This window comes from Rhizobium sp. KDH_Rht_773_N, assembly GCF_052946295.1.
This window is the reverse complement of record NZ_CM129525.1, coordinates 3,315,196-3,341,228: the sequence shown is the minus strand read 5'-3', so window position 1 is coordinate 3,341,228 and position 26,033 is coordinate 3,315,196. Positions and strand designations below refer to the sequence as shown.

Below are 26,033 nucleotides of genomic sequence, written 5' to 3'. Positions count from 1 at the left end.
GGTATTTGGCTCATGTCTTTTCTTACGCTGACCAACATTCAGAAATCTTTCGGCCAGACACAGGTCGTCAAGAACTTCAACATGAACATCGAGAAAGGGGAGTTCATCTCCTTCCTCGGCCCCTCCGGCTGCGGCAAGACGACCGTTCTGCGCATGATCGCCGGTTTCGAAACGCCGACCGGCGGCACGCTGACCATCGACGGCAAGGACCAGCGGGCGCTGAAGCCGAACCAGCGCAACATCGGCATGGTCTTCCAGGCCTATGCCCTCTTCCCGAACATGACGGTGCATGACAACGTCGCCTTCGGCCTGAAGGTCGCGGGCGCCGCAAAGCCGGAAATCGACAAGCGCGTCAAGGAAATGCTCGGCCTCATCAAGCTGGAGCATCTGGCCGACCGCTTCCCCTACCAGATGTCGGGCGGCCAGCAGCAGCGCGTCGCCCTTGCCCGTGCCCTGGCCGTCAAGCCGCAGGTCCTGCTGCTCGACGAGCCGCTGTCGGCCCTCGACGCCAAGATCCGCGTATCGCTGCGCGAGGAAATCCGCCAGATCCAGCAGTCGCTCGGCATCACCACGGTTTTCGTCACGCACGACCAGGAAGAAGCGCTGTCGATCTCCGACCGCATCGTCGTCATGAACGCCGGCAAGGCCGACCAGATCGGCACGCCCTACGAGATTTACAACACGCCGGCAACGCGTTTCGTCGCCTCCTTCGTCGGCACGCTGAACCTCATCGAAGCCAAGGTGGTCGATCCCGACAGCAACCGCATCCAGATCGGCGATCAGGGTGTCACGCTGAAGCAGTCGGTCCAGACCTACAAGGCCGGCGACACCGTCCAGCTGGCGCTGCGTCCGGAGGCCGGCTCGCTCGCCGAAGGCGCGCGCAGCGATACGGCGCTCACCGGTCAGGTCGTCTCCGCCCACTTCCTCGGCTCGGTCATCCGCACCCGCATGGATGTCGGCGGCAACGTCATCTCCTTCGACATGTTCAACAGCCCCGGCGTCACGCCGCCGTCGGCCGGCGAAACCGTAACGCTGCGCTTCATGGCCGCCGACCTGCTGGTCATCCGCGACTGATCGCACAGAAAAACTTGCGATGAAGGCGCCGCCGCACGGCGCCTTTTTTCGTTTGCTGCGAGCGCAGCGTCATGCGCCCGGTTCCCGGTTGAAGGCGCTTGCGTCTCAAGAACAGAAAACCCCGCTCGATGGCGGGGCTTCCTCACTCGACCAGCGATCAGCGGATCGCCCTGTCGTTTGCGTCGAAGCGATGGATATGCGTGCCATCCGGCGTCGCATAGACGATCTCATCCGGCTCATACTTATGCTCGCCGAAGAGACGCGCGGTGATGAGCCCGCACTGCTCGGATTCCAGGTAGACGATGGTGTCGGCACCGAGATGCTCGACATGCACGGTCTTCGCCTTCCAGGTGCCGCTGTCGCGCGACAGCGTCAGATGCTCCGGCCGGATGCCGACCGTCTTGGCTTGCCCGTCGCCCACCTTGTCGCCGGGAATGAAGTTCATCTGCGGCGAGCCGATGAAACCGGCAACGAAGACATTGGCCGGGCGATTGTAGAGTTCCATCGGCGAGCCGATCTGCTCGATCGCGCCGGCATTCAGCACCACAATCTTGTCGGCGAGCGTCATGGCCTCGACCTGGTCGTGGGTGACGTAGATCATCGTCGCCTTGAGGCTGCGGTGCAGGCGGGCGATTTCAAGGCGCGTCTGCACGCGCAGCGCCGCATCGAGGTTGGACAGCGGCTCGTCGAACAGGAAGAGTTCCGGTTCGCGCACGATCGCACGACCGATCGCCACGCGCTGGCGCTGGCCGCCCGAAAGCTCGGACGGGCGGCGGGCGAGATACTGTTCGAGCGACAGCATCGACGAGGCCCTGGTAACGCGCTTTTCGATCTCGTCCCTGGCGGTACCTGCCTGCTTGAGGCCAAGGCCCATATTGTCCTTCACCGTCAGGTGCGGATAGAGCGCGTAGGACTGGAACACCATGGCAATGCCCCGCTTGGCCGGCGGCGTCAGCGTCTCCTCCTTGCCGTTGATGATGACGGCACCCGAGGTGACGTCTTCCAGGCCGGCAATGCTGCGCAACAGGGTCGATTTTCCGCAGCCGGACGGGCCGACGAAAATGACGAATTCGCCGTCCTTAACCTCAAGGTCGATGCCCTTCAGCACTTCATGCGTGCCGTAGGCCTTGCGGATGGATTTGAGTTGAAGCGATCCCACTAGTCTTTCCTTATAGTCTAACCGGTCGGCCGGTGCGCACGCTTTCGTCAGCGGCAAGGCAGATGCGCAGCGAAGCCACGGCATCGTCCATGTGGCGGGTAAGGTCGATATCCTCGCGCACGGCGCGCAGCACGAAGGCCTGCTCCAGGTCGCAAAGCTGCTGGTGGCCGGGCTCGCCCGTCATGGTCATGTCCTGATCGGGACGGATGAACTTGCCGTCAGGCCCGGTTTCCGCCGTGTGCAGCCGGATGACCGAGGTCTTGGTATGCGTGTCGATATCGTCGGACTTCGCCTTCGGGTCCATGACGATCGAAACGGCCCCGTTCGGCGACATGACGTCCTTCACGAAGAAGGCGGTCTCCGAAATCATCGGCCCCCAGCCGGCCTCGTACCAGCCGACGGAACCGTCTTCGTAGAGCACCTGCAGATGCCCGTAATTATACGTGTCGGGCGCGATCTCGTTCGACAGGCGCAGGCCCATGCCGCGCACTTCGACTGCCTTGGCATCGGTGATCTGGCACATGACGTCGACATAGTGGACGCCGCAATCGACGATCGGCGAGGTCGTCTGCATCAGCGACTTGTGCGTCGCCCAGGTCGGGCCGCTGGACTGCTGATTGAGGTTCATGCGGAAGACATAGGGACCGCCGAGTTTGCGCGCTTCCTCGATCAGCTTGATCCACGAGGGGTGGTGGCGCAGGATATAGCCGATCACCAGCTTTTTCTTCGCCTTCTTCGCGGCTGCAACGACGCGTTCGGCATCGGCAACCGTCGTTGCCAAGGGCTTTTCGACGAAGACGTCGCAACCGGCCTCGAAGGCGGCGACCGCATAATCGGCATGGCTGTCGGAATAGGTGTTGATCGAGCAGAGATCCGGCTTCAGCTCGGCAAGTGCCGTCATGAAATCGGGATGGATCGTGTACTGCTCCAGCTCGGGTGCCAACTGGCTCGGCTTGGAGCGGTTGACGAGACCGACGATCTCGTAGCCCGGATTGTTGTGATAGGCGAGCGCATGGCTGCGGCCCATATTGCCGAGGCCGGCAACGAGCACGCGGATCGGCTTTTCGGATTGGCTCACTTGACGGCTCCCGAGGTTATGCCGCGGATCAGCTGCCGCGAGAAGATGACGTAGAGAACGAGGATCGGCAGGATCGCCAGCGACAGCGCCGCCAGAACCGCGTTCCAGTTGGTCACGAACTGGCCGATGAAGATCTGCGAGCCGAGCGTCACGGTCTTGGTCGCCTCGGACGGTGCCAGGATCAGCGGGAACCACAGGTCGTTCCAGATCGGGATCATGGTGAAGACGGCGACCGTCGCCATGGCCGGCCGCACCAGCGGCAGCACGAGGCGGAAGAAGATCGCATATTCCGAGAGCCCGTCGATGCGCCCGGCATTCTTCAGGTCGTCGGAGACGGTGCGCATGAATTCCGAGAGAATGAAGATCGCAAGCGGGATGCCCTGCGCCGTGTAGACGAGGATCAGCGCCGTCAGCGTGTTGACGAGGCCACTTGCCACCATGCCCTGCAGGATGGCGACCGTGCCGAGGCGGATCGGGATCATGATGCCGATCGCCATGTAGAGGCCCATGAGGGTGTTACCCTTGAACCGATATTCCGACAGCGCGAAAGCCGCCATCGCCCCGAACAGCAGCACGAGGAAGATCGCAACGATCGTCACGATGAAGCTGTTCTGGAAATAGGTAGCAAAGTCACCCTGCCCCAGCACGGTCTGATAGCCGATCAGGCTGAAGGTCGAGGGTGTCGGCACCTGCAGCGGCGAGCGGAAGATCGCGTTGCGGTCCTTGAAGGAGTTCACGATCGTCAGGAATACCGGGAAGACGGCAATCAGCGTATAGGCGATCAGCGCCAGATGCACGAGGCCGGTGCGGATGGGGGATGTGCGCGCTCTGTTCGACATAGGCTCACACTCCTCAGAACTGGTAGCGACGCATGCGCCGCTGGATGGCGAAAAGATAGAAGGACACGCCGGCAAGGATGATGAGGAACATCACGGTGGCGATCGTCGCCCCCATGGACCGGTCGCCGAGCTGCAGCTGGAAGCCGAAGAAGGTGCGGTAGAGCAGCGTGCCGAGAATATCCGTCGACATATCGGGGCCGGCAAGCGCCCCCTGCACGGTATAGATCAGGTCGAAGGCGTTGAAATTGCCGACGAAGGTCAGGATCGAGATGATGCCGATCGCCGGCAGCACCAGCGGCAGCTTGATCTTCCAGAACTGCGCCCAGCCGGTAATGCCGTCGCATTCGGCAGCCTCGATCACTTCCTCCGGAATGCTCAGAAGTGCGGCATAGATCAGCATCATCGGGATGCCGATATATTGCCAGTTGGAGATCAGCGAGACCGCGATCAGCGCCGGGCCGGACTGGCCGAGCCAGGGCGCGAAGGCCCATTTCAGGCCGACGAGGCTCATCAGCCAGGGCGCGACACCCCAGATCGGCGACAGGATCAGCTTCCAGATGAAGCCGACGATGACGAAGGACAGCAGCGTCGGCAGGAAGATCGCCGTGCGGTAGAAGGCGACGAAGCGCAGGCGCGGCGTCGAAAGCAGTGCCGCCAGCGCAATACCGATCGGATTCTGCACGCACATGTGAATGATGAAGAAGATCACGTTGTTGCGCAGCGCATTCCAGAAATCATGCACCCAGCGCGGATCGCCGAACAGAACCTTGTAATTGGCGAGCCCGACGAAGGTCGAGGCCCCATCGACCGTATTGTAGAAGGAAAGCCGGAGCGTTTCGATCAGCGGCAGGATCATGATCGCCGAATAGACGATGAAGGCCGGAAGAAGGAAAATCCCGATATGCCAGCGTATCGGACGCTTGATCGGGACCACGTCGACTGCGTTGTCGGCTTCGCTCATTAGCACTCGCCTTGTTGTTATTGACTGGCATGGAAGCACAGCACGGATCGAAACTGGGGCCGAAAAGCTGAACTTTGTCCATCTCTCAGGTGTCGCTTCGCTATAGCGAACTGCCATGCCTGTGACATGACAAAAGACCCCTTCCGGCCAGCCGGACCTCTTCCCCGCAAGGGGGAAGAAGACTTTTGGGCGCGATCCCCTCCCTGCCGGAACCGCAACACCTGCGGCGCGCGAAGCCCCTCCCCTTGCGGGGAGGGGTTGCGGAGGGGTTTTCCTTCACATCACTTTGCCGGCTTGTACCAGCTGTCCAGACCCTTCTGGAGCTTCTCGGCAGCAGCGGCAGGCGTATCCGTGCCGTTGATGACGTTTGCCGATTCAACCCAGGTCTCGTTTTCGAGGTTCGGCGTGCCGCGCGACAGGATCTGATAGGTCGAGCGGACGGTCGACTTGTACGGGCCGCGCCAGGAAACGAATTCCTGAGCGAGCGGATCGCTCATCTTGACCGGGTTGGAATTCAGGCTGAAGAAGCCCGGCAGTGCGTTTGCGTAGATATCGGCAAACTCGGGCGAAGCGACCCAGGTGAGGAACTTCTTGGCTTCTTCCTGGTGGGTGCTCTTGGCGTTCAGGCCGACGCCGATATCCGGATGGTCGGAAATGTAGCCCTGGTCGCCGGCCTTCGGAACCGGCGGCGGGAAGGCGCCCATCTTGAACTGCGCCTGCGTGTTGAACAGCGCGATTTCCCAGGAACCGGCCGGATAGATGGCGGCGCGGCCGAGCGTGAAGAGGTTCTGGCTGTCCGAGTAGGTCTGGGCTTCGAAACCGTCGCCGAGATAGGGCTTCCACTTGGCAAGCTCTTCATAGGGCTTGACCCAGTCGGCATCCGTCAGCTTCTGCTTGCCGGATATCAGGGCTTCGCGGCCCTCTTCGCCCTTCCAGTAGTTCGGGCCGATATTCTGGTAGCCCATGGTTGCGGCTTCCCAGAGATCCTTCGTGCCCATGGCGAGCGGGATATAGGTGCCGTCGGCCTTGATCTTGTCGAGGGCGGCAAAGAACTCGTCTTCCGTCTTCGGAACAGCGATGCCGAGCTTGTCGAAGGCATCCTTGTTGTAGATGAAGCCGTGGATGACCGAAGCCATCGGCACGCAGAAGGTCGACTTGCCGTCGTCCGTCGACCAGGCGGCCTTGGCGACCGGCGAGAAGTTTTCCATGCCGGACAGGCTGGTCAGGTCGACGAGCTGCTTCTTGTTGAAGAGTTCGAGCGAAGCGTCGAACGGACGGCAGGTGATGATGTCGCCCGCAGAGCCGGCGTCGAGCTTGGCGTTCAGCGAAGCGTTGTATTCGGTCGGAGCGGTCGGCGAGAAGACGATCTTGATGCCCGGATTCTTGGCTTCGAAAGCCGGGATGATCTTCTCCTGCCAGATCTGCAGGTCGTCGTTGCGCCAGCTTTCGACCGTGAGCGTCACGTCGGCGGCATGAACGAGACCGGCCGACGACAGCAGGCTGGAAGCCAGCAGCAAGCTTTTCAGAGCAGTGTTTTTCATTTCCCTCTCCTGTTTTAAGCGCCGTTAGGCGCTGTTTTTGATCTGAAACAAGCGGTTGGCGTGTCTGAGGAAACACCCAACGCCCCTTTTGGAGCCGCCAAGACTGCCGGCCCCGAAGCTCTGCCGGCAGACAAGGCGCGAGCCTGCCGCCGGACGCTGCGCCCTCCCGATACGCTGAACCGGGCGCCAGAAAATGAGGGAAAGCCTGGGAAGATGCCTCGCCGTCCGCCAGCCACGCCGGCCATGCGGATTGCTGTCTGCACCTTTCTCGAAGCCTGGCCGACGCTCTTGTCTTTGCCGGTTTTCACATGCCTCGATACGCTGTTCCCTTTTCCGGAATTAAGGCCAAAAAAATACCAATTGTCCAGCCGAAATTAACTTCTGGACCCGAGAAAATTCACCTAAAAATTTTATTGAACAAAATCAATATGATAAAAAGAGATGATTTTCGAACCATTTCCGCTTGGTAAATGGTATTTTTTTGGTATGGTATTAAAAAACATAAGGGAACCGCGTATCCGGAGGTCCGATGACGGAACTTGCAATCGGCATAGATGGCGGCGGAACAAGCTGCCGGGCCGCAGTTGCGGACAGAATGGGCAATGTCATCGGCCGCGGCAAGGCAGGCCCTGCCAATATCCTTTCCGATCTGGAAAACTCTCTCGTCAATATCGTCCAATGTGCGCAGGCGGCTCTGCGCGATGCGGGATTCGAAGGTGAAACCGTTTCCACGACCTCCGCGGTGATCGGCCTGGCCGGCGCCAATGTCGGCGATTACGGCAAACGTATCGAAAAGGCCCTGCCCTTCAGAAACAGGCAGGTCGTCACCGATGCGCGGATTTCGCTGCAGGGCGCCTTGGGTGACGCCGATGGCATTGTCGGCGCGCTCGGCACCGGTTCAGTCTACAATGCCCGCCGGGACGGCAGACTGCACGGCATCGGCGGCTGGGGTTCGATCGTCGGCGATCAGGCAAGCGGCGCCCGCCTCGGCCGCGACCTCCTGGAAAAGTCGCTGCTTGCCTATGACAAGGTCCGCCCCGCCTCGGCGCTGACGGATAGGCTCATGGCCGAATACGGCAACGATCCCGAGCGCGTCGTCGAATTCGCCCATACGGCGCGTCCGGCCGACTTCGCCCGCTACGCGCCCATGGTTTTCGAAAGTGCTGCGGCTGACGATGCGACCGCACTCGGAATCGTCAGGGATGCTGCCTGCGCGATCGAGGAAAGTCTCGACGCGCTGTTTTGGCCGAAATGCCCGTCCATCTGCCTGCTTGGCGGGCTCGCCAGGGCCTATCGTCCCTGGATCGCGGAGCGGCACAAGGCGCTGCTTGCCGAACCCAAGGCCGATGCGCTGCAGGGTGCGGTCGATCTCGCCGTCAAGCTCGTGAACGGACGGACGGGAGGCGCGGCATGACCGACGATCTCGCCACCATCCTTTCGCCCGAGCGCCTGCAGGCCGGCGGCACCGGCCCGCTCTACGTCAAGCTGCGCCGCACGCTGGAAGATGCCGTGCGCACCGGCACGCTCGCCCATGGCGATGCCCTGCCCCCGGAACGCGACATTGCCGAGTTCGCCGCCGTCAGCCGCGTCACCGTGCGCAAGGCGATCGACGAGCTTGTGGCCGATGGGCTCTTGGTGCGCCGCCACGGCTCCGGCACATTCGTCGCCAAACCGGTTTCCAGGGTCGAGCAGCGCCTGTCGCAGCTGACCTCGTTTACCGAGGACATGGCAAGGCGCGGCATGAGCGCCCGTTCCGAATGGCTGCACAAGGGCATCCACACGCCCTCCCCGGACGAGATGATGATCCTTGGCCTCGGGACCGACATCAAGGTCTCGCGCCTCTCACGCCTGCGCATCGCCGACGACGAACCGCTGGCGATCGAGCATGCGAGCGTGTCGGGCGAATTCCTGCCGGACCCCTCCGCCGTCACCAATTCGCTCTATGCCGAACTGGAACGTCGCGGCGTGCGCCCCGTGCGCGCCGTCCAGAGGATATCCGCAACCAACATGAAGGAAGCCGACGCCCACCTGCTCGGCGTGCCCGTCGGCCAGGCCGGGCTCTCCATCGAGCGTATTTCCTATCTCGGCTCCGGCCGCGCAGTGGAATTCACCCGTTCGCTCTATCGCGGCGACGCCTATGACTTCGTTGCCGAACTGACGATCGGGGCGACTTGATTGTTCATCAGTAACATCTATTGCTACAATCCGGGCCCGAGCTTATTATCCGGAGGCGGATATGGTAAGCATCGCATTGAGTGAACGCTACGAACAGTTCATCAAGAAGCAGCTCGAATCCGGGCGCTACAATAATGCCAGCGAAGTCGTACGAGCGGGCCTTCGTATGCTTGAAGACTACGAAGATGCACGGGAACATTGGCTGCGCAATGAGATCGTCCCGCGCATGGACGATCTGAAGCAGAAGCCTGAAAAAGCCGTTCCACTGGAGACGGTCTTTGAAGAATTAGAGATCCGACATAAAACGCGCGTTGCGAAGGATCAATGATACCTGAATATCGCGTCGCCTTTCATCCCGAGGCGCAACGCGAACTCGCGGCGCTTTATGACTATATCGCAGAGCAAGCCGGCCCTGTTATCGCCTGGGACTTCATTTCCGGCATCCGGACATTCTGCCTTGAACTTCACACCTTTCCAAAACGCGGCACCGAACGCACGGAGCTTCGGGAGGGTCTGCGCATAATCGGATATGGAAGCCGTGTCAGCATCGCCTTTCAGGTGAATGACGACAGGGTTATGATCCTTGGCGTTTTCTACGGCGGCCGTCAGATTACGACGGACATGGCAATAGGAAATAATCTTTTATTTCAAAAGGATAAAGCCGGGACGCGAAACACGTCCCGGCTTTATCATTCATTGAATCAATCACTAAGTCTGCAGCTCCAAACGATGGAAAAGACTTAAGTTTCAGGCCGCGTCTTCGATATCCTCGTCGGCTTTGCGCGGCACATAGTTGAGCACCGGCCCGAGCCAGCGCTCGACTTCGGAAATCTCCATGCCCTTGCGCTTGGCATAGTCCTCCACCTGGTCGCGCTCCACCTTGGCAACGCCGAAATAGTAGGAGTCGGGGTGGCCGATATAGATGCCGGAGACCGACGAGCCGGGCCACATCGCGTAGCTCTCCGTCAGCTTCACGCCGGCGGTATTTTCCGCGTCGAGAAGGCCGAAAAGCGTCTTCTTCTCGGTATGGTCGGGCTGCGCCGGATAGCCGGGCGCCGGGCGGATGCCGGCATAGGCCTCGGTGATGAGCTCCTCGTTGGACAGGTGCTCGTCCTTGGCGTAACCCCAATATTCGCGGCGCACGCGCTCATGCATGCGCTCGGCGAAAGCTTCGGCGAAGCGGTCGGCAAGCGCCTTGACGAGGATCGAGGAATAGTCGTCGTTCGAGCGCTCGAAACGCTCGGCGATGGCGATCTCCTCGAAACCGGCCGTGACGACGAAACCGCCGACATAATCCTGCACGCCGCTGTCGACAGGGGCCACGAAGTCCGACAGCGCCACATTCGGGCGGCCGTCGCGCTTGGAAAGCTGCTGGCGCAGCGTGTAGAAGGTCGCCAACTCCTCCTTGCGCGCATCGTCCTTGAACAGGCGGATATCGTCGCCGACGGTACCGGCCGGCCAGAAGCCGATGACGGCGCGCGGGCGGAACCACTTTTCGTCGATGATCTTCTTCAGCATCGCCTGGGCGTCGGCCCAGAGCGCGCGGGCGGCTTCGCCCTGCTTCTCGTCTTCGAGGATCGCCGGGTAGCGGCCGCGCAGTTCCCAGGTCTGGAAGAACGGCGTCCAGTCGATGTACTTGGCAAGCTCGGCCAGATCGTAATCTTCGAATACCTTGGTTCCGAGGAAGCTCGGCCTGGTCGGCGTGTAGGCCGCCCAGTCGACCTTCTGTGCATTCTCGCGGGCGCGGGCGAGCGGCAGGCGCACCTTCTCGGCTTCGCTGCGCGCATGTGCGGCAGCGACCTTGGCATATTCGGCCCTGATATCGTCGATATAGGTCTGGCGGCCCTCCGGCGACAGCAGCGCGGACACGACGCCGACGGCGCGGCTGGCATCGGTCACATAAACCGTCTGGCCCTTGCTGTAGCCCGGATGGATCTTGACGGCCGTATGCACGCGGCTGGTCGTCGCCCCGCCGATCAGCAGCGGAAGGTCGAGGCCCTGCCGCTCCATTTCGGCCGCCACATGCACCATCTCGTCAAGCGACGGCGTAATGAGGCCCGAAAGGCCGATGACATCAACCTTTTCGGCAACCGCCGTTTCGAGGATCTTGGTGGCCGGCACCATGACGCCGAGATCGATGATCTCGTAATTGTTGCAGGCAAGCACGACGCCGACGATGTTCTTGCCGATATCGTGCACGTCGCCCTTGACGGTCGCCATCAGGATCTTGCCGGCAGCCTTGCGTTCCTCGCCGCCATTCTGCCGCTTCTCCTCTTCCATGTAGGGAAGAAGAACGGCCACGGCCTGCTTCATGACGCGGGCGGATTTGACCACCTGCGGCAGGAACATCTTGCCCGAGCCGAAAAGGTCGCCGACCACGTTCATGCCGGCCATCAGCGGGCCTTCGATGACATGCAGCGGGCGCGCGGCCTGCTGGCGGGCTTCCTCGGTATCGGCTTCGATATATTCGGTAATGCCGTTGACCAGCGCATGTTCGAGACGCTTCTCGACGCTCCATTCGCGCCAGGAAAGATCCTGCGCCTTGGCTTCCTTGCCGCCGGCGCCGCGGAAGCGCTCTGCAACCTCGAGCAGCCGCTCGGTCGCGTCGGAGCGGCGGTTCAGCACCACGTCTTCGCAGGCCTCGCGCAGATCCGGATCGATCTGGTCGTAGACCGCCAGCTGGCCGGCATTGACAATGCCCATGTCCATGCCCGCCTGAATGGCGTGGTAGAGGAATACGGCATGCATCGCCTCGCGCACCGGCTCGTTGCCGCGGAAGGAGAAGGAGAGGTTCGATACGCCGCCCGAAATATGGACGAGCGGCATGGTCTTGCGGATCGTGCGCGTCGCCTCGATGAAATCGACGCCGTAATTGTTGTGCTCTTCGATACCGGTCGCCACCGCGAAAATGTTCGGGTCGAAGATAATGTCTTCGGGCGGGAAGCCGACCTTTTCCGTCAGCAGCTTGTAGGCGCGGGTGCAGATCTCCACCTTGCGCTCGTAGCTGTCGGCCTGCCCCGTCTCGTCGAAGGCCATGACGACGACGGCAGCGCCGTAGTTGCGCAGCAGGCGGGCCTGGGCGAGGAAATTCTCCTCCCCTTCCTTCAGCGAGATCGAGTTGACGATCGGCTTGCCCTGTACGCGTTTCAGGCCGGCTTCGATGATCGAGAATTTCGAACTGTCGATCATCACGGGCACGCGGGCGATATCGGGCTCGGCGGCGATCAGGTTCAGGAACTCGACCATCGCCTTTTCGGAATCGATCAGGCCCTCGTCCATGTTGATGTCGATCACCTGCGCGCCGTTCTCGACCTGATCGCGGGCCACATCGAGCGCTGCCGTGAAATCGGCATTGGTGATGAGCTTGCGGAAACGCGCCGAGCCGGTGACGTTGGTGCGCTCGCCGACATTGACGAAGGGAATGTCCTTGGTGAGCTGGAAGGGCTCGAGGCCCGACAGCGACATCTGCGGCTTGTGTTCCGGGATCGGGCGCGGCTTGTACTTGGAAACGGCCTCGGCGATCGCGCGGATATGCTCCGGCGTCGAACCGCAGCAGCCGCCGACAATATTGACGAGGCCATCGCGGGCAAAGCCCTCGATCTGTGCCGACATGGATTCCGGCGTTTCGTCATACTGGCCGAATTCGTTCGGCAGGCCGGCATTCGGATAGGCGCAGACGAAAGTGTCGGCGACTCCCGAAAGCTCCTGCAGATGCGGGCGCATCGCATTGGCGCCGAGGGCGCAGTTGAGGCCGATCGTGAAAGGGTTGGCGTGGCGCACGGAATTCCAGAAAGCGCTCGGCGTCTGGCCGGAAAGCGTACGGCCCGAAAGGTCGGTGATCGTGCCCGAGATCATCACCGGCAGGCGGATGCCCTTGGCCTCGAAACGCTCCTCGCAGGCGAAGATCGCAGCCTTGGCGTTCAGCGTATCGAAGATCGTCTCGATCAGGATGATATCGGCGCCGCCGTCGATCAGGCCGTCGATCTGCTCGGCATAGGCTTCGCGCAGGTCGTCGAAGGTGACGGCGCGGAAGCCCGGATTGTTGACATCGGGCGAGATCGAGGCCGTGCGGTTGGTCGGGCCGATGGCGCCGGCAACGAAGCGGCGCTTGCCGTCCTCGCGCTCGGCGCGCTGGGCGGCGCGGCGCACGATCTCGGCACCTTCCTTGTTCAGCGCATAGACCTCGCCTTCCATCTGGTAATCGGCCTGCGCGATGCGGGTCGAGGAGAAGGTGTTGGTTTCGAGGATATCGGCGCCGGCCTTGGCGTATTTATAGTGGATTTCCTCGATCGCGTCCGGCTGCGACAGGATCAGGAGGTCGTTATTGCCCTTCTGGTGGCAGGCGCAACCGATGAAGCGGTCGCCGCGAAAATGGTCTTCATCGAAGCCCAGGCCCTGGATCTGCGTACCCATGGCGCCGTCAAGAACGAGAATGCGTTCGCTGGCGGCCTGTCTCAGCGCCGCAAACACTTCACTGCCATCACGCTTGCCCCCTTCGGGACCAAAAAGACTATCGAACACGGGAAGGCTCCTTGACATCATAAGATCGGAAACGACAAATCACATAAAGATATCTTTATGTCAACATATGCCGATCGGTTTAGGCCATTGCAAGCCTTGGCGGATGACAGACTCGCCCGACCTCTATATAGGCCTTTTCCTAAAGGCACTGTGCACGAATTCGGAGGAGTATCATGGCACCTGCACTCGGCAACTGGTCCACCCGCGCCTATCATCGCGGCTGGCTGCTCTCGCAGGCCAACGGCCTCTTCGATTTCTTCCAGCACAATTCCATCAACCCGAGGGGCGGTTTCTACGATCTCGACGATGCCGGCAAGCCGCTCGATGCCCATGGCCAGGTGCGGCCGCTCCATATTGCCTCGCGCGCCGTCCATTGTTTCTCGATCGGCACGCTGCTCGGCCGTCCGGGTGCCGCCGATGTCGTCGACCACGGCATGAACTATATCTGGAACCATCACCGCGACCGCAAGAACGGCGGTTATTTCTGGTCGCTGGACAATGACGGCCCCGTCGATTCCAACAAGCAGGGCTACGGCCATGCCTTCGTGCTGCTCGCCGCCTCCTCGGCGAAGACAATTGGTCATCCGCTGGCAGATGGCATGCTGGCCGACATTACCGAAGTCCTGAACGCGAAATTCTGGGAGGCCAGGCACGGCGCGATTGCGGAAGAATTCACCGCCGACTGGCAGCCGCTCGACGGCGGCACCTATCGCGGCCAGAATTCCAACATGCATCTGACCGAAGCGCTGATGGCCGCCTTTGAAGCGACCGGCGACCGGGACTATCTCACCAAGGCCGAAAGCATCGCCGATCTCGTCATCCGCCGCTCCGCCGGTTCTGTCGGCTGGCGCGTCGCCGAACATTTCGATGCCGAATGGAAGCTCGACAAGGACTATTACCATCCGAATGAAATGTTCCGCCCCGCCGGCACGACGCCGGGCCACTGGCTGGAATGGACCCGGCTGATCCTGCAGCTCTGGGCGCTCGGCGGCAAGAAGATCGAATGGATGCCGGATGCTGCCAAGGCCCTCTTCGAGCAATCGATGCTGCTCGGCTGGGACAAGGACAAGGGCGGCTTCTTCTACACGCTCGACTGGGCCGACAAGCCGGCCAAGCGCAACAAGCTCTGGTGGCCGGCCTGCGAGGGTGCGGCCGCCGCGCACTTCCTCAACGAGCACCTGCCGAGCGACTATCACGAAGAATGCTACCGCAAGATCTGGAACGTGATCGAGCGCGCCTTTATCGACCATGCGAACGGCGGCTGGCACGAGGAACTGACGGAAGACCTCGTTCCCTCGCATTCGCTCTTCCCCGGCAAGGGCGATATCTACCACGCCCTGCAGGCCTGCCTCATCCCGCTCTTCCCGGCAACGGGCAGCCTGACCAAGGGCATCCTCGAAGCCGGCGGCAGGCTCTGAGGCAAAAGCCTCAGTAGCCCGGCACCGGCGGCGCTGCGTTCGGGTTCTGCTGGAACCACTGCACTTCGGCGTTGGTATTGTCCAGTTCGTCCTGCACGTCCCGCTGTTCGCGGCGATTGCGGCGCAGATCGTCCTCGAGATCGTCCATCCGCCGGCGGATATCCCGCCGGTCGGCATCCGGAGCATCCTTGAGCTTGTGCGACAGGTCGTCGATATAGGCTTCCTTCGTGCCATAATCGCCCTGCAGCGAATTCAGCCGTGATTGCAGCGAATGCTGGCGGTTTCCGAGCGTATAGCCACGCAGGAAACCGGGCGCCGTTTCGGCCGGGCAGACGTTGGAATAGCCATGACCTGCCTGCCCATGCATCAGGCCGCTCATCGGCGTGCAATAGCGCACGAGGCCGGCCTGGTAGCCCTGGTACCAGACGGTCTGGTCCGGAACGATCTTCACCCGCTCGCAGGACTTGGCATGCGCGGCAAAACGCTCCTGCGGCTCGTAGCCGGCAGCGCCGTCGGACTCGCCGATCACCCGCCAGTCGGCGGCGACGCATTCTTCCTTCGAGAGCGTATTGCAGGAGGCGAGGAAAAGGCTGAAACCGATAGCGGCAAAGGCAAAGAGCAAACGTAACATGGTGTCCCGGCAGCAAGTCATAAAACCGGGCGCACCTTATCGTCACGAAATACAAGCGTCACCGGGAACGGATCGCGATCTTGCGGTTTTCGTGGCTTTTATTTGTCAAAAATGCGGCAGCTCAGGCAAGCCGCAACGTATCGAGATCCTTCGCCAGCATCAGCGCAAGGGCCTCGACCGCGAGATTGTGGTCGTCCCGCTGCGGCAGGCCCGATACTGTAACGGCGCCGATACAGCCCGTACCCTTGACGTTGATCGGGAAGCTGCCGCCATGCGAGGCGTAGTCGGCGGGCGAAAGCCCGTTGTCCTCAACGGTCTTGCCCTCCTTCTGCAGCTTGAGGCCGGAAGCATAGCTGCTGCGGAAATAGCGGAAGACCATGTTGCGCTTGCGCCGCACCCAATTGACGTTGTCAGGCGTGACACCCGGCAATGCCGCGTAAAAGACCGGCATGGAATGAAGGGTGATATCGATCGCGATACCGAGGCCGCGCTCGCTCGCCAGTTCCTGCAGCAGCTTGCCGAGCTGCCAGGCGGTTGTCAGATCGAAGGCATCGAAGCTCAGCGCCTTTTCCTGTTCCGCGATACGGATCAGATCGTCCTCGATCGACATGGCGCAGCTCTCCTCTCAGCGTGATGATCGGCTGTGACAATTCTCATGCGAGGGGAAAAAGTAAAGTCAAAACTTGGCGCTATGCACCGCTCAAAGTTTCGGCGTCAGCATCTCGAAACGGTCGCGGATGGTCGAGCAGGTATCGCCGCCGAGCCGCGCGATGGCATCGACCATGGCCGGATCCACATGCAGCCGCTCGGGATCGACCACCCCATCGCGGTAATGCGCATAGACGATCTCGCCCATGATGATCTGCCGCGATTTGCCGAGTTCGAGCGTCACATGCCGGCGGCATTCGAAGGCGGCGGGCGCCTCTTCGATCCAGGGCGAAGCGACCTTCACGCCCGGCATCGCCGTCAGCCCGGCTTCCTTGAGTTCATCGACCCCGCGCGGATATTTGGCGCCACAGATATGCATGGCCTCGGCAATCGCGAAGGAAACGATGTTGACGGTGAAAACCTCGGTCATGCGGATATTGTGGCCCGTATCCTTGAAGGACATGTCCGGATGGTTCTCGACACCGATGGCAAGGATCGGGGGATCGGCCGAAAGGCAGTTGAAGAAGGAGAACGGTGCGGCATTGATGCGCCCGTCTTCATCCACCGTCGTCACCAGCGCGATCGGCCGCGGAATGATCGTGCCGATCATCAGCTTGTAGCGCTCACGCCCGGTCAGCGCGGTAAAATCGAAGGAAACGGCCATGCTCAGCCGGCCGCCCGCATCGGCGCAAAGCCGCTCATGGCCCCGGCAAAGGGCTTCGGCAGCGGCGAGGCATAGGAGCCGCGCTTGCTGGTGGAAAGGCCGAGCGAAACCAGCGCTTCCGCCTGCTTGACGGCGGCGGCGACCCCGTCGATGACGGGCACGCCGTAGAATTCCTGCAGCTCGCGCGCCAGATCGGTCATGCCGGCACAGCCGAGCACGATGGCTTCGGCACCGTCCTCCGAAAGCGCTCTCTCGATTTCCGCTTTCAGCTTGCCGATCGCTCCAGATGCGGCGTCCTCCAGTTCCAGCACCGGAATGTCCGATGCCCGCACCTTCGCCCGCCCGCCCATGCCATAGCGGCGCACGAGATTGTCGATCAGCACCCGGGAGCGTTCCAGCGTGGTCACGACCGTGAAGCGCTGGGCAAGAAAGCCGGCGGTGGCAACGGCGGATTCGCAGAGGCCAAGAACCGGAACATCGGCAAAGGCACGCGCCGCATCGAGCCCGGTATCGTCAAAACAGGCGATGACAGCGGCGTCATAACCTGCCTCCTGCCGCTCCTTCAGCTCCGTCAGCAGGCCGGGAATGGCGAGCGCCCCGTCATAATGCCCTTCGATGGAAACAGGCCCCATGCGCGACGTCGCGGCGATGATCTCGGTGCCGCCAGCCGCGACCGCGCGGGCCGCACCTGCCGCCTTCTCGGTCATCGAGGCAGTGGTATTGGGATTGACGATCAATATGCGCATGTCAGCGTGTCTTTGCCTGCCGCCGGCCGAGCATCGTCATGATGCCGAGCGCGACGAGAATGATGGTGAAGGAGAAGAGCGTCGTGACCGTGCCGAGCGCATAGAGCACCGGCGTCGTGACATTCGTGGTCATGCCGTAGATTTCGAGCGGCAGCGTATTGTAGGTGCCTGACGTCATCAGCGTGCGGGCGAATTCGTCATAGGAGAGCGTGAAGCCGAACAGGCCGACGCCGATGAGACTTGGCGCGATCATCGGCAGAACGACATGGCGGAACGTCTGCCACGAGGTTGCGCCCAGATCGCGCGCGGCCTCCTCATATGCCGGAGAGAAACGGTTGAAGACGGCAAACATGATCAGCACGCCGAAAGGCAGCGTCCAGGTCAGGTGCGCCCCGAAGGCGGAGGAATACCAGGCGGGGCGCAAACCGCCCTGCTGGAAGACGACGCCGATGCCGAGCGAGATGATGATCGACGGCACGACCAGGCTTGCGACCGTCGCGTAAAACAAGACCGACGAGCCGCGGAAGCGTCGGCGGAAGGCAAGCCCCGCCATCAGCGAAACGACGACGGTCACGACCATCACCATCAGGCCGAGGATGAAGGAGCGCTGGAAGGACGCGCCGAAATCGCCGACCGCCTGTTTCTCGAAGAGATTGAAGAACCAGTGCAGCGAGACACCGTTCAGCGGAAAGGTCAGGCCGCCATCCGGCCCCTGGAAGGAGAGGATGACGATCGCCGAGAGCGGCCCGTAGAGAAAGAGCACGAAGATGGCGAAGAAGGCGGCCAGCACGTAGAATTCGAGGGAGCGTTTTTCGCGGTTCATCCTAAAGCTCCTTGCGGATATCGACGACGCGCAGGATCGCCGCGACCATCATCAGCACGACGACCAGGAGGACGACCGCATTCGCAGCTGCCGCCGGATATTGCAGGAGCGACATCTGGTTCTTCATCATCAGCGCCACCGAAGCGCTCTGCCCGCCGGACATGACCTGCACGGTGGAGAAATCGGCCATGACGAGGGTGACGACGAAGATCGTGCCGATCGCCATGCCGGGCTTGGCAAGCGGAATGACGACGTTCCACAGGACCTGCCAGCCGGACGCGCCGGCATCGCGCGCCGCCTCGAACAGCGAGCGATCGATGCGCATCAGCGTGTTGAAGATCGGCGTCACCATGAACAGCGTGTAGAGATGCACCATGGCGAGAACCACGGCGAAATCCGAATAGAGCAGCCATTCCACCGGCTGCGGCACGATGCCCATTTCCACCAGCGCCGAATTGACGAGGCCGTTGCGCCCGAGCACCGGGATCCACGAGATCATGCGGATGATGTTCGATGTCATGAAGGGCACGGTGCAGACGAGAAAGAGGATCATCTGCGTCGAGGTCTTGCGGATATGGAAGGCCAGGAAATAGGCGACCCAGAAGCCGATGAAGAGCGTCAGCGCCCAGACGACGACGGTGAATTTCAAGGTGTTGAGATAGGTCTTCCATGTGACCCATGAACCGAGCGTATCGGTATAGTTCATGGTCAGGAAATCGGGGTAGATGCCGGCGAAATCATAGTCCCAGAAGCTGACGACCGCGATCATGGCGATCGGCAGGATGAAGAAGAAGCCGAGAATGGCGATCAGCGGCATGGCCTGCAGATAGGAGATCGCAGATGGCGCAAGCCGGAAGGCGCGTTTGCGCGTCTCCGCCGCCGGTATCGTCTGCTCTGAAGCGATCGTGGCCATTCTTCCCCCTTCGGAAATCTGTCCTTGTCCGAACAGGGAGGGATCGAAAGACCCCTCCCCAACCCTCCCCACAAGGGGGAGGGAGTTTTCTGCCGCACCCTCGCCGGACTCCCTCCCCCTTGTGGGGAGGGTTGGGGAGGGGAAAGCGGCAAACGCCGAACTGGCTTAAGCCGCGATGAACTCGTTCCAGCGGCGAACCATGTAACGGTCTTCGTCCATGACGGAGTTCCAGCAGGCGATATGGCCGATACGATCCTCGAAGGAGCCGCCGTCGCGAACGGCACCGGCCTTCTCCATGATCTTGCCTTCCGGCGAGAGGATATCGCCCTGTGCCGGCTTGCCTTCCATCCAGTAGCCCCATTCGTCGGCGGTCATGAAACCCTTGGCGGTTTCGAGGCAGGCCGAATAGTAGCCCTGGCGGTTGAGATAGGCGCCGACCCAGCCGGACGTGTACCAGTTGATATATTCATAGGCCGCGTCGAGCTGCGCGCCCTTCAGATGCGCGGCAAGGCCGAGACCGCCGCCCCATGCGCGATAGCCTTCCTTGAGCGGCTGGAAGGTGCAGGCGATGCCCTTCGAGCGGACGGCGGCAACGGCCGGCGACCACATGGACTGGATGACCACTTCGCCCGAGGCCATCAGGTTGACCGACTCGTCGAAGCTCTTCCAGAAGGCGCGGAACTGGCCGTCGCCCTTGGTCTTGATCAGGAATTCGATCGTCTTGTCGATCTCCTCCTTGGTCATGTTGCCCTTGTCGGCATATTTGATCTTGCCGGAGGCTTCGGCAATCATCGCCGCATCCATGATGCCGATCGACGGCACGTTGATGATCGCCGTCTTGCCCTTGTAGGCCGGATCGAGAATATCGGCCCAGGAGGTGATTTCGCGACCGGTCAGGTCCGGACGAATGCCGAGCGTATCGGCATTGTAGATGGTCGGCATCATCGTGAACCACTGGGTCGGTTCCTTGGCGAACGTCTTGGAATCCTGCGCCTCGACGAAGCCGACCGTGTGCGGCGCCGTGCCCTGCGCGATCGTGCTGTCGGCCTTCAGCTTGCCGGTGGTGAAGATCGGCACGACCTTGTCGAAATATTTGAGCTTCTTGACGTCCATCGGCTGCAGCACGCCGGTCGGGAACACCTTCTTGCAGATCCAGTATTCGATATCGGCGATATCGTAGCTGTCCGGCTGGGTCACGGCGCGCTGGGCGGCGGCGTCGGAATCGGTCGCCGTCATCTCCAGCGTGATGCCGAGATCGGCTTTGCACTTTTCGGCGATCGCATTGATGTTCGAAACGCCGGTGCCGAACTGGCGAAGCGTGATGTTGGACTGCGCCCAGATGGTCGGGAAGCCGGTAATGGCGCCCGAGCCGGCAATGGCGCCGACGGCGGCGGCACCGGTCTTGAGAAGCGAGCGGCGGGAAATTCCCTTCTCCGCCTTGGTGGTCTTCGTTTCAGTCGTCATGGCAGTTCCCCTTTTCTTGATATTGAAGGTTATGCGGACATGCGGCCAAGGAGGACGGCATCCTCCAGAGCCCAACTCAGAGACACCGCATCGCCGACCGAGACCGGCTTTGCGAAGTAATCGCTGTCGCTCGCGATGACGGTGAAGTCGTCGCTGCCGGCGCCCAGAACGGTGATCTTCACCGAGGAGCCGCGATATTCGATGTTGGAAACGATGCCGGAGAAGCCGAGCGTCCTGTCGTCGGCGGCCGTCAGGCGCACCCGGTCGGTGCGGATGCCGATATCGACGGCCTCGCCGACCTCCCTGCCCGTCCCGCGCACCGAAAAGCTCTGCCCTTCGGGGGCTGCGAGCGTGAGAATGCCGTCCCCGCTGGAGGTGACGCGGCCGGAGAGCACATTGTGGTCGCCCATGAAGCGGGCGACGAAGGCCGTCGCCGGCTTCTCGAAGACCTGCCGCGGGGAAGCCGCCTGCTCGATCCTGCCGTCATTCATGATGACGATGAGATCGGCGAGCGCCATCGCCTCTTCCTGGCTGTGCGTCACATGCACGAAGGTGATGCCGAGCGTTTTCTGCAGCTTCTTCAGTTCGGCGCGCATGCGGATCTTCAGGAAAGGGTCGAGTGCGGAAAGCGGCTCGTCGAGCAGCAGCGCCTCCGGATCGGTAATCAGCGCGCGCGCCAGCGCCACGCGCTGCTGCTGGCCGCCGGAAAGCTGCGCCGGCCGGCGGCTGGCATAGGCCTCCATCTGCATCAGCTTCAGCATCTCGAGCGCCTTGGCGCGGCGCTCGTCCCTGTCGATACCCTTCATCTTCAGGCTGAAGGCGACATTGTCGACGACGTCGAGATGCGGAAACAGCGCATAGGACTGGAACATCATCGCCGTGCCGCGCCTGGCCGGCGGGAAATCGGTGACGACGACATTGCCGAGCCGGATATCGCCCGACGAAATGCTCTCGTGACCGGCGATCATGCGCAGTGTCGAAGTCTTGCCGCAGCCGGATGGCCCGAGGAAGCAGCAATAGGAGCCGGCCGGGATTTTCAGGCTGATGGCATGGACCGCGGTCGTGGCGTCATAGACCTTGGAAACGGATGCTATATCGATCTCTGCCGCTTTCGACATCGTGTCTTCCCCTGTTCGGGAGAGACGATGCATCTGCCATGCCAGTTTGCGGCGCGCGTCCCAAACCCTTACAAAATATGAATTTTTCGTGACATAGTCGGAATCGGCGAATTCCGGCGCCGCTTTCGCACTGCACACAAAATGAGCCTTTTGTGCTCAATTCGTGCAGAAAATCGTATACAATCATGCATGAATTATGCGCACAAAATCCATTTAACTTTTGAGACGAAGACGGCTATGGTCTGACGACACCAAGGAAACCGATTTCATGAAATCCGCCGCCAGCGGCTTGAGCCAAGACGATTCCCAGGAAACGGGCGCCCCGCAGATCCGCGATGCGATCAGGGATGCGATCGTGGAGCGGCGCCTTTCGCCCGGCACGAAACTGTCGGAAAGCGATGTCGGCAATCTCTTCAACGTCAGCCGCACGCTCGCCCGCGCCGCCTTGCAGGCGCTCTCCTATGAAGGCCTCGTCAGCGTCGAAAAGAATCGCGGCGCTTTCGTCGCCTATCCCTCTCCGGACGAGGCCCGGCAGATCTTCGCCGCCCGCCGGCTGGTCGAGCCCGGCATCCTGCGCGAAGCGGCCGCCCGCATCACGCCTTCGGATATCCAGCACCTGAAACAGCTGCTTCTGGAAGAAGGCCGGCTGATGGGCGAGCGCGGCCAGACGGCAAGACGGGCCGAGATCAAGGCGTCGGGCGATTTCCACCTGACGCTCGCAGCCATATCCGGCAATGCGATCATGCAGCGCTTCATGGAAGAGCTGGTCGCCCGCTCGTCTCTGGTAATCGCGCTCTATGGGCAATCGACCGTTTCGAGCTGCGGCCATGCCGAACACGGGGACATTATCGAGGCGATCGAAAGCCGGGAACTCGACCGCGCCTGTCATCTGATGCTCCACCACATCGCCCATATCGAGGCCGATCTCGACCTGCGCGAACGCAAGAGCCTCGGCCTCAAGGAAGCCTTCGAGCTCTAGGCAATGCCGCCTCTAGCTGCGGCTGGAACCGGGCCAGTGCGACATCGCGATCTCGATCATGCGGTCGAGCATTTCCGGGCCTATGCCCGCCTGCGGCAAGTTCAGCACGGCATAAAGCGCGCCCAGATAATGCCAGGCAAGGGCAGCGACATCGGTATCAGCGGGCAATTGGCCCGCTGATTGGGCCTCGCGGAACATCGTTTCGAGAACCCCGCGCTGCCGCTCCGCCCCTTCCAGGGCAAGCCTGCGGCCTTCGTCCGAAAGCGCCGATATCTCGACGCAGCTTCGCGCGATCAGACAACCCGGCGGCCGGGAGGACGGGTCGGGCCGGAATTCCCGCAGCAACGCCTCCAGGCGCCCGCGGGCCGTTTCTCCCTTGACCGAACGCATCACCGCCACGATTTGCTCCGTGTACGCGACAAGCGCCTCCTGGAACAGGCCGTCCTTGTCACGGAACCGCTGGTAGAGACTTGAGCGCGACAGGCCCGTCGCCTCCGTAAGGTCGCTGATGGCCGACGACGCATAGCCGTTGCGCCAGAACACCGCGATTGCCGCCGCGATCACGGACTCGTCATCATATTGCTGCTTGCCGCTCATCTTCCGCCGCTTGACATCTTGGAACGATCGTTCCAACTATGATGGACCGATCGTTCCAAGATGGAGAGGATCGGCCCGAGATGCTTGAAATAATTCATCTGTTCCACCTTAGCAGGGTTATCCCATCATGCTCACGCGTCGTTTCTTTACAACGAGTTTTCTCGCCGCCCCCGCAGCCATGGCCATATCCGGCGCAACATCGGCAGCGGCCAGGACCGCCACCCCGGATACAAAATCGCCTCCCGCCGGAAACTCGGTTTTCCCGACCCGCTACCGCACCGTGGATATCGACGGGCTTTCCGTCTTCTACCGTGAAGCCGGCGCCCCCGGCGCGCCGGTCGTGCTTCTGCTGCATGGCTGGCCGTCATCGTCGGCGATGTTTCGCGATCTCATCCGCGACCTGTCCGTAAACTATCACGTCTTCGCGCCCGACTATCCCGGCCTCGGCAACAGCCAGACGCCCGATCGCTCCCGCGCCCCCTATACGTTCGACGCCCTCGGCGAAGTGATCGGCAAATTCGTCGACAAGGTCGGCATCAGGCAATTCGCCTTGTATGCGACGGATTTCGGAGGCCTTGTCGGCTACCGGGTGATGCTGAAAACGCCGCATCGGATGAAGGCGCTGATCGCGCAGAACAATCCGCTCTTCCTCAGCGAAAGCCCGTGGTTCGGCCCGCTCGTGCCCTATTGGAAGGACGGTACGGCCGAAAGCCGCCGGAAGGCGGCGGAACACTATCTCACCCTTGATGTGGTTCGCGATCTCTACCTCACCGGTGTCCGCGATCCGTCCCTTGTCGATCCGGGCGAATGGCAGGCAGACTATTCCTCGCTGCAGCGTCCGGGTGCCGCAGACATTTCGCTCGACCTGCTCTACGACATCCGCACCAACGGCCCGGCCTTGAAGAGCGCCCAGGACTACCTGCTTGCACAGAAGCCGCCGACGCTGGTCGTCAGCGGCAGGAACGATATCCTGTTTACAGGTGAGAACCAGCAGCGATATCGCGAGGTGCTGCCGGGCGCCGAGATCCATCTGACCGACAGCGGCCATTGCGCGCTGGCCGACAGGAGCGAAGAAATAGCCGGTCGCACGCACGAATTCCTGGGCCGGGTATTATAAGCCCCGCGGGATCAATGATTGGGCGAAGGGATATCGGCGGCGCGGCTGATATCCTCCACGCTCATCGGCTCGCTGGAGCGCAGCTTCACCTTGCCGTCGATACCGATCAGCACCAGCCCGAATTCGCCGTCGCGCGGTCCCTGAAGCTCCTCGCGCACATCGTCTGCGTCGAGGTCGCGCCCATCCTCGAACAGCGAGAAGGCGCCGCCGCCGGCGATCGTGAAAACTTCGATATCGTCTTCGATAAGCCGCATCTGCGAGCGGCGCAGCAATTCGTCCTGAACGATCGGCCTGTTGTCTTCGGCATCGGCAAAGACGATCAGCACGTTCTTTTCACCGAGGAACTGTTCCAGCGATCGCGGCAGATGCGCCTCGCGAACGCCTGTTCCCATGATTTCCTGCAGGATGGATCTCAACATGGTGCTCATTCCTTCTTTGCCTGTTTCAACGGCTGGAAATGAGCAGGGTTCCCAACGGGAGAGGATCGCGGCGAGCGCCGCGATCCTGAATGCCTATTCGCGCGGCTCGGCTTCGGATGCGCGCGTCGAAAGGGCTGCTATATCAGGCGTGCCATTGGCGAGAAGGCGCTTGCGCACCAGAACGCGCATGACGCGCGCCGCCGTGGAGAACGTCATCTGGTCCAGCGGTCCCTCGCCTTCCCAGGGTTTGGTCAGCCGTTCGGTGACGGCGCCGACGATATTGGCCGGGACGATATCGGTGCATTCGCGCATCGCTTCGAAAACGAAGCTGATCGGAATGACCCTGCCTTCATGGGTGACGATTGGCTCCGTCAGTTCGCTGTCCCATTCCTCGTAGGCGTAAAGCGCCTCGCGGAACAGCTGTTGCAGGGTAAACGGGGCATGTCCGTTGTGAAGTGGCGGCAGTGCATTCATCATGTCTGTCTCCTCTGATGGATTTAGCCAGCTTCCTCGGATCCGGTCCGAATCGACGCGGAACAACGCTCGGCTCCTCCTTCGGACCGGATACACGATTCATTTTATAGAGTAACACAGGCGTGATAAAGCCATTTCTGCCCGCCCGGCCGGCCGGAATATCTAACCGATTGAAATTCATGAATAGTCCAGGGTATTTTTTCGCGCAGAAAGAGAGGCAAGCGGCCATTCCGGCGGCAAGACTGCCCTGAAACCGGCCTTCGGAACTTTTAACGGCCTGACCGGTTTCCCCTCAGCAATCGAGCCTGGGGAGATCAATATGACGCAAATTCGTCAACCCGAACGACGGAGCCGGACCCTGCGTGGCCGCCCGTACAGCCTTCACGAATTCGCCGCCAAATATGGCTTGAAAAACGAACAGGCAGAAAGCCTCTTTACCCGCTTCGGACCATCATCGGTCGAGCTTGACCTGTTGATGGCCGCCAAGCGCCGCCCGCCGGTACTGCCGGACCACATCCGCGAGTAACGATGGCAAGGTCAGAATCCGCAAAGGGCACGAAGCCGCCAATGCGCGTTCGCGCCCGGAGTAGCGGCCCTCGCTTCGGGCAAAATTTCACGGACCATGCCGGGAACACATCTCAGGTGAAATCGTTCTTACCGTGAGCATGGCAGAA

Annotated in this window: 26 protein-coding genes; 9 read left to right on the top strand and 17 right to left on the bottom strand. The window is 61.5% G+C overall.

What is annotated here, in order from left to right; translation table 11 throughout:
• Window positions 1-12 precede the first annotated feature (12 nt).
• Window positions 13-1,074 (top strand): ABC transporter ATP-binding protein, encoded by a 1,062-nt coding sequence (locus tag ACU8HS_RS16510; protein ID WP_112703145.1) that lies wholly within the window; start codon window positions 13-15, stop codon window positions 1,072-1,074.
• A 157-nt stretch (window positions 1,075-1,231) separates the two neighbouring features.
• On the opposite strand, the gene ACU8HS_RS16505 is transcribed toward ACU8HS_RS16510, so the two are convergent.
• The 5 genes from ACU8HS_RS16505 to ACU8HS_RS16485 form a co-directional block, all read right to left on the bottom strand.
• Window positions 1,232-2,233, bottom strand: coding sequence for an ABC transporter ATP-binding protein (locus tag ACU8HS_RS16505; RefSeq protein ID WP_112703144.1), 1,002 nt, complete (start codon window positions 2,231-2,233; stop codon window positions 1,232-1,234).
• Window positions 2,234-2,243: 10 nt separating this feature from the next.
• Complete coding sequence (locus ACU8HS_RS16500; protein WP_112757409.1) at window positions 2,244-3,311, bottom strand: Gfo/Idh/MocA family protein; 1,068 nt, start codon at window positions 3,309-3,311, stop codon at window positions 2,244-2,246.
• A complete protein-coding gene (locus tag ACU8HS_RS16495) occupies window positions 3,308-4,150 on the bottom strand; it encodes a carbohydrate ABC transporter permease (RefSeq protein ID WP_112564673.1) in 843 nt (280 codons plus the stop codon). Before ACU8HS_RS16495 ends, ACU8HS_RS16500 begins: the two co-directional genes overlap by 4 nt.
• A gap of 13 nt (window positions 4,151-4,163) precedes the next feature.
• On the bottom strand, window positions 4,164-5,111 hold the full coding sequence (locus ACU8HS_RS16490; RefSeq protein ID WP_112564671.1) for a carbohydrate ABC transporter permease: 948 nt from the start codon (window positions 5,109-5,111) through the stop codon (window positions 4,164-4,166).
• A gap of 281 nt (window positions 5,112-5,392) precedes the next feature.
• Entirely contained in the window at window positions 5,393-6,652 is a 1,260-nt protein-coding gene (locus ACU8HS_RS16485; RefSeq protein ID WP_112757411.1) for an ABC transporter substrate-binding protein, read from the bottom strand.
• A 529-nt stretch (window positions 6,653-7,181) separates the two neighbouring features.
• Between ACU8HS_RS16485 and ACU8HS_RS16480 the strand changes: the two genes are divergently transcribed.
• The 4 genes from ACU8HS_RS16480 (at window position 7,182) to ACU8HS_RS16465 (ending at window position 9,571) form a co-directional block, all read left to right on the top strand.
• Window positions 7,182-8,066, top strand: coding sequence for an N-acetylglucosamine kinase (locus tag ACU8HS_RS16480; RefSeq protein ID WP_112757413.1), 885 nt, complete (start codon window positions 7,182-7,184; stop codon window positions 8,064-8,066).
• Window positions 8,063-8,827, top strand: coding sequence for a GntR family transcriptional regulator (locus ACU8HS_RS16475; RefSeq protein WP_112564665.1), 765 nt, complete (start codon window positions 8,063-8,065; stop codon window positions 8,825-8,827). Before ACU8HS_RS16480 ends, ACU8HS_RS16475 begins: the two co-directional genes overlap by 4 nt.
• A gap of 61 nt (window positions 8,828-8,888) precedes the next feature.
• Window positions 8,889-9,155, top strand: a complete 267-nt coding sequence (locus ACU8HS_RS16470) for a type II toxin-antitoxin system ParD family antitoxin (protein ID WP_112757415.1) — start codon at window positions 8,889-8,891, stop codon at window positions 9,153-9,155.
• Window positions 9,152-9,571 carry a type II toxin-antitoxin system RelE/ParE family toxin gene (locus ACU8HS_RS16465; protein ID WP_112757417.1) on the top strand — a complete coding sequence of 140 codons (420 nt, stop codon included), beginning with the start codon at window positions 9,152-9,154 and terminating at the stop codon, window positions 9,569-9,571. Before ACU8HS_RS16470 ends, ACU8HS_RS16465 begins: the two co-directional genes overlap by 4 nt.
• A gap of 3 nt (window positions 9,572-9,574) precedes the next feature.
• Here the strand turns inward: ACU8HS_RS16465 and metH are convergent, their stop codons facing one another.
• On the bottom strand, window positions 9,575-13,348 hold the full coding sequence (metH, locus tag ACU8HS_RS16460) for a methionine synthase (protein ID WP_112757419.1): 3,774 nt from the start codon (window positions 13,346-13,348) through the stop codon (window positions 9,575-9,577).
• Between the two features lie 173 nt (window positions 13,349-13,521).
• Here metH and ACU8HS_RS16455 point away from each other — a divergent pair, with 173 nt between their 5' ends.
• Entirely contained in the window at window positions 13,522-14,766 is a 1,245-nt protein-coding gene (locus ACU8HS_RS16455; protein WP_112757421.1) for an AGE family epimerase/isomerase, read from the top strand.
• 10 nt (window positions 14,767-14,776) lie between these two features.
• Here the strand turns inward: ACU8HS_RS16455 and ACU8HS_RS16450 are convergent, their stop codons facing one another.
• The 8 genes from ACU8HS_RS16450 to ACU8HS_RS16415 all read right to left on the bottom strand — a co-directional run bounded on the left by ACU8HS_RS16450 (window position 14,777) and on the right by ACU8HS_RS16415 (window position 21,773).
• Window positions 14,777-15,397 (bottom strand): DUF2799 domain-containing protein, encoded by a 621-nt coding sequence (locus ACU8HS_RS16450; protein WP_112564658.1) that lies wholly within the window; start codon window positions 15,395-15,397, stop codon window positions 14,777-14,779.
• Between the two features lie 121 nt (window positions 15,398-15,518).
• Entirely contained in the window at window positions 15,519-16,007 is a 489-nt protein-coding gene (locus ACU8HS_RS16445; protein ID WP_112757423.1) for a heme-degrading domain-containing protein, read from the bottom strand.
• Between the two features lie 90 nt (window positions 16,008-16,097).
• Window positions 16,098-16,709 (bottom strand): flavin reductase family protein, encoded by a 612-nt coding sequence (locus tag ACU8HS_RS16440; RefSeq protein ID WP_113414128.1) that lies wholly within the window; start codon window positions 16,707-16,709, stop codon window positions 16,098-16,100.
• 2 nt (window positions 16,710-16,711) lie between these two features.
• Window positions 16,712-17,455, bottom strand: coding sequence for an aspartate/glutamate racemase family protein (locus ACU8HS_RS16435; protein ID WP_112757427.1), 744 nt, complete (start codon window positions 17,453-17,455; stop codon window positions 16,712-16,714).
• A gap of 1 nt (window position 17,456) precedes the next feature.
• Entirely contained in the window at window positions 17,457-18,278 is an 822-nt protein-coding gene (locus ACU8HS_RS16430; protein ID WP_112753281.1) for an ABC transporter permease, read from the bottom strand.
• Window position 18,279: 1 nt separating this feature from the next.
• Window positions 18,280-19,191 (bottom strand): ABC transporter permease, encoded by a 912-nt coding sequence (locus tag ACU8HS_RS16425; RefSeq protein WP_112753280.1) that lies wholly within the window; start codon window positions 19,189-19,191, stop codon window positions 18,280-18,282.
• Between the two features lie 165 nt (window positions 19,192-19,356).
• The gene (locus ACU8HS_RS16420; RefSeq protein ID WP_112756732.1) at window positions 19,357-20,655 is read right to left on the bottom strand and encodes an ABC transporter substrate-binding protein; all 1,299 of its coding nucleotides are present in this window, start codon (window positions 20,653-20,655) and stop codon (window positions 19,357-19,359) included.
• Between the two features lie 29 nt (window positions 20,656-20,684).
• Window positions 20,685-21,773, bottom strand: coding sequence for an ABC transporter ATP-binding protein (locus ACU8HS_RS16415; protein WP_447014712.1), 1,089 nt, complete (start codon window positions 21,771-21,773; stop codon window positions 20,685-20,687).
• Window positions 21,774-22,041: 268 nt separating this feature from the next.
• Here ACU8HS_RS16415 and ACU8HS_RS16410 point away from each other — a divergent pair, with 268 nt between their 5' ends.
• A complete protein-coding gene (locus ACU8HS_RS16410) occupies window positions 22,042-22,752 on the top strand; it encodes a GntR family transcriptional regulator (protein WP_112564641.1) in 711 nt (236 codons plus the stop codon).
• Window positions 22,753-22,764: 12 nt separating this feature from the next.
• Here ACU8HS_RS16410 and ACU8HS_RS16405 read toward each other — a convergent pair whose 3' ends face one another.
• Entirely contained in the window at window positions 22,765-23,349 is a 585-nt protein-coding gene (locus ACU8HS_RS16405; RefSeq protein WP_112703871.1) for a TetR/AcrR family transcriptional regulator, read from the bottom strand.
• A gap of 127 nt (window positions 23,350-23,476) precedes the next feature.
• Between ACU8HS_RS16405 and ACU8HS_RS16400 the strand changes: the two genes are divergently transcribed.
• Entirely contained in the window at window positions 23,477-24,466 is a 990-nt protein-coding gene (locus ACU8HS_RS16400; protein WP_113413886.1) for an alpha/beta fold hydrolase, read from the top strand.
• 11 nt (window positions 24,467-24,477) lie between these two features.
• On the opposite strand, the gene ACU8HS_RS16395 is transcribed toward ACU8HS_RS16400, so the two are convergent.
• Entirely contained in the window at window positions 24,478-24,885 is a 408-nt protein-coding gene (locus ACU8HS_RS16395; RefSeq protein ID WP_112564803.1) for a DUF4174 domain-containing protein, read from the bottom strand.
• 93 nt (window positions 24,886-24,978) lie between these two features.
• A complete protein-coding gene (locus ACU8HS_RS16390; RefSeq protein WP_112564635.1) occupies window positions 24,979-25,362 on the bottom strand; it encodes a hypothetical protein in 384 nt (127 codons plus the stop codon).
• Window positions 25,363-25,678: 316 nt separating this feature from the next.
• Between ACU8HS_RS16390 and ACU8HS_RS16385 the strand changes: the two genes are divergently transcribed.
• Window positions 25,679-25,885 carry a hypothetical protein gene (locus tag ACU8HS_RS16385; protein ID WP_112564633.1) on the top strand — a complete coding sequence of 69 codons (207 nt, stop codon included), beginning with the start codon at window positions 25,679-25,681 and terminating at the stop codon, window positions 25,883-25,885.
• Window positions 25,886-26,033: the final 148 nt, after the last annotated feature.

Excerpts from the sequence above, each read along its gene's own strand:
- ACU8HS_RS16495 (WP_112564673.1), bottom strand. The coding sequence starts at position 4,150 with ATGTCGAACAGAGCGCGCACATCCCCCATCCGCACCGGCCTCGTGCAT.
- ACU8HS_RS16480 (WP_112757413.1), top strand. The coding sequence starts at position 7,182 with ATGACGGAACTTGCAATCGGCATAGATGGCGGCGGAACAAGCTGCCGG.
- ACU8HS_RS16385 (WP_112564633.1), top strand. The coding sequence starts at position 25,679 with ATGACGCAAATTCGTCAACCCGAACGACGGAGCCGGACCCTGCGTGGC.
- ACU8HS_RS16485 (WP_112757411.1), bottom strand. The coding sequence starts at position 6,652 with ATGAAAAACACTGCTCTGAAAAGCTTGCTGCTGGCTTCCAGCCTGCTG.
- ACU8HS_RS16390 (WP_112564635.1), bottom strand. The coding sequence starts at position 25,362 with ATGATGAATGCACTGCCGCCACTTCACAACGGACATGCCCCGTTTACC.
- ACU8HS_RS16510 (WP_112703145.1), top strand. The coding sequence starts at position 13 with ATGTCTTTTCTTACGCTGACCAACATTCAGAAATCTTTCGGCCAGACA.
- ACU8HS_RS16405 (WP_112703871.1), bottom strand. The coding sequence starts at position 23,349 with ATGAGCGGCAAGCAGCAATATGATGACGAGTCCGTGATCGCGGCGGCA.
- ACU8HS_RS16465 (WP_112757417.1), top strand. The coding sequence starts at position 9,152 with ATGATACCTGAATATCGCGTCGCCTTTCATCCCGAGGCGCAACGCGAA.
- ACU8HS_RS16410 (WP_112564641.1), top strand. The coding sequence starts at position 22,042 with ATGAAATCCGCCGCCAGCGGCTTGAGCCAAGACGATTCCCAGGAAACG.
- ACU8HS_RS16470 (WP_112757415.1), top strand. The coding sequence starts at position 8,889 with ATGGTAAGCATCGCATTGAGTGAACGCTACGAACAGTTCATCAAGAAG.
- ACU8HS_RS16415 (WP_447014712.1), bottom strand. The coding sequence starts at position 21,773 with ATGTCGAAAGCGGCAGAGATCGATATAGCATCCGTTTCCAAGGTCTAT.
- ACU8HS_RS16425 (WP_112753280.1), bottom strand. The coding sequence starts at position 19,191 with ATGGCCACGATCGCTTCAGAGCAGACGATACCGGCGGCGGAGACGCGC.
- ACU8HS_RS16475 (WP_112564665.1), top strand. The coding sequence starts at position 8,063 with ATGACCGACGATCTCGCCACCATCCTTTCGCCCGAGCGCCTGCAGGCC.
- ACU8HS_RS16455 (WP_112757421.1), top strand. The coding sequence starts at position 13,522 with ATGGCACCTGCACTCGGCAACTGGTCCACCCGCGCCTATCATCGCGGC.
- ACU8HS_RS16445 (WP_112757423.1), bottom strand. The coding sequence starts at position 16,007 with ATGTCGATCGAGGACGATCTGATCCGTATCGCGGAACAGGAAAAGGCG.
- ACU8HS_RS16400 (WP_113413886.1), top strand. The coding sequence starts at position 23,477 with ATGCTCACGCGTCGTTTCTTTACAACGAGTTTTCTCGCCGCCCCCGCA.
- ACU8HS_RS16395 (WP_112564803.1), bottom strand. The coding sequence starts at position 24,885 with ATGTTGAGATCCATCCTGCAGGAAATCATGGGAACAGGCGTTCGCGAG.
- ACU8HS_RS16490 (WP_112564671.1), bottom strand. The coding sequence starts at position 5,111 with ATGAGCGAAGCCGACAACGCAGTCGACGTGGTCCCGATCAAGCGTCCG.
- ACU8HS_RS16430 (WP_112753281.1), bottom strand. The coding sequence starts at position 18,278 with ATGAACCGCGAAAAACGCTCCCTCGAATTCTACGTGCTGGCCGCCTTC.
- ACU8HS_RS16435 (WP_112757427.1), bottom strand. The coding sequence starts at position 17,455 with ATGCGCATATTGATCGTCAATCCCAATACCACTGCCTCGATGACCGAG.
- ACU8HS_RS16440 (WP_113414128.1), bottom strand. The coding sequence starts at position 16,709 with ATGGCCGTTTCCTTCGATTTTACCGCGCTGACCGGGCGTGAGCGCTAC.
- ACU8HS_RS16420 (WP_112756732.1), bottom strand. The coding sequence starts at position 20,655 with ATGACGACTGAAACGAAGACCACCAAGGCGGAGAAGGGAATTTCCCGC.
- ACU8HS_RS16450 (WP_112564658.1), bottom strand. The coding sequence starts at position 15,397 with ATGTTACGTTTGCTCTTTGCCTTTGCCGCTATCGGTTTCAGCCTTTTC.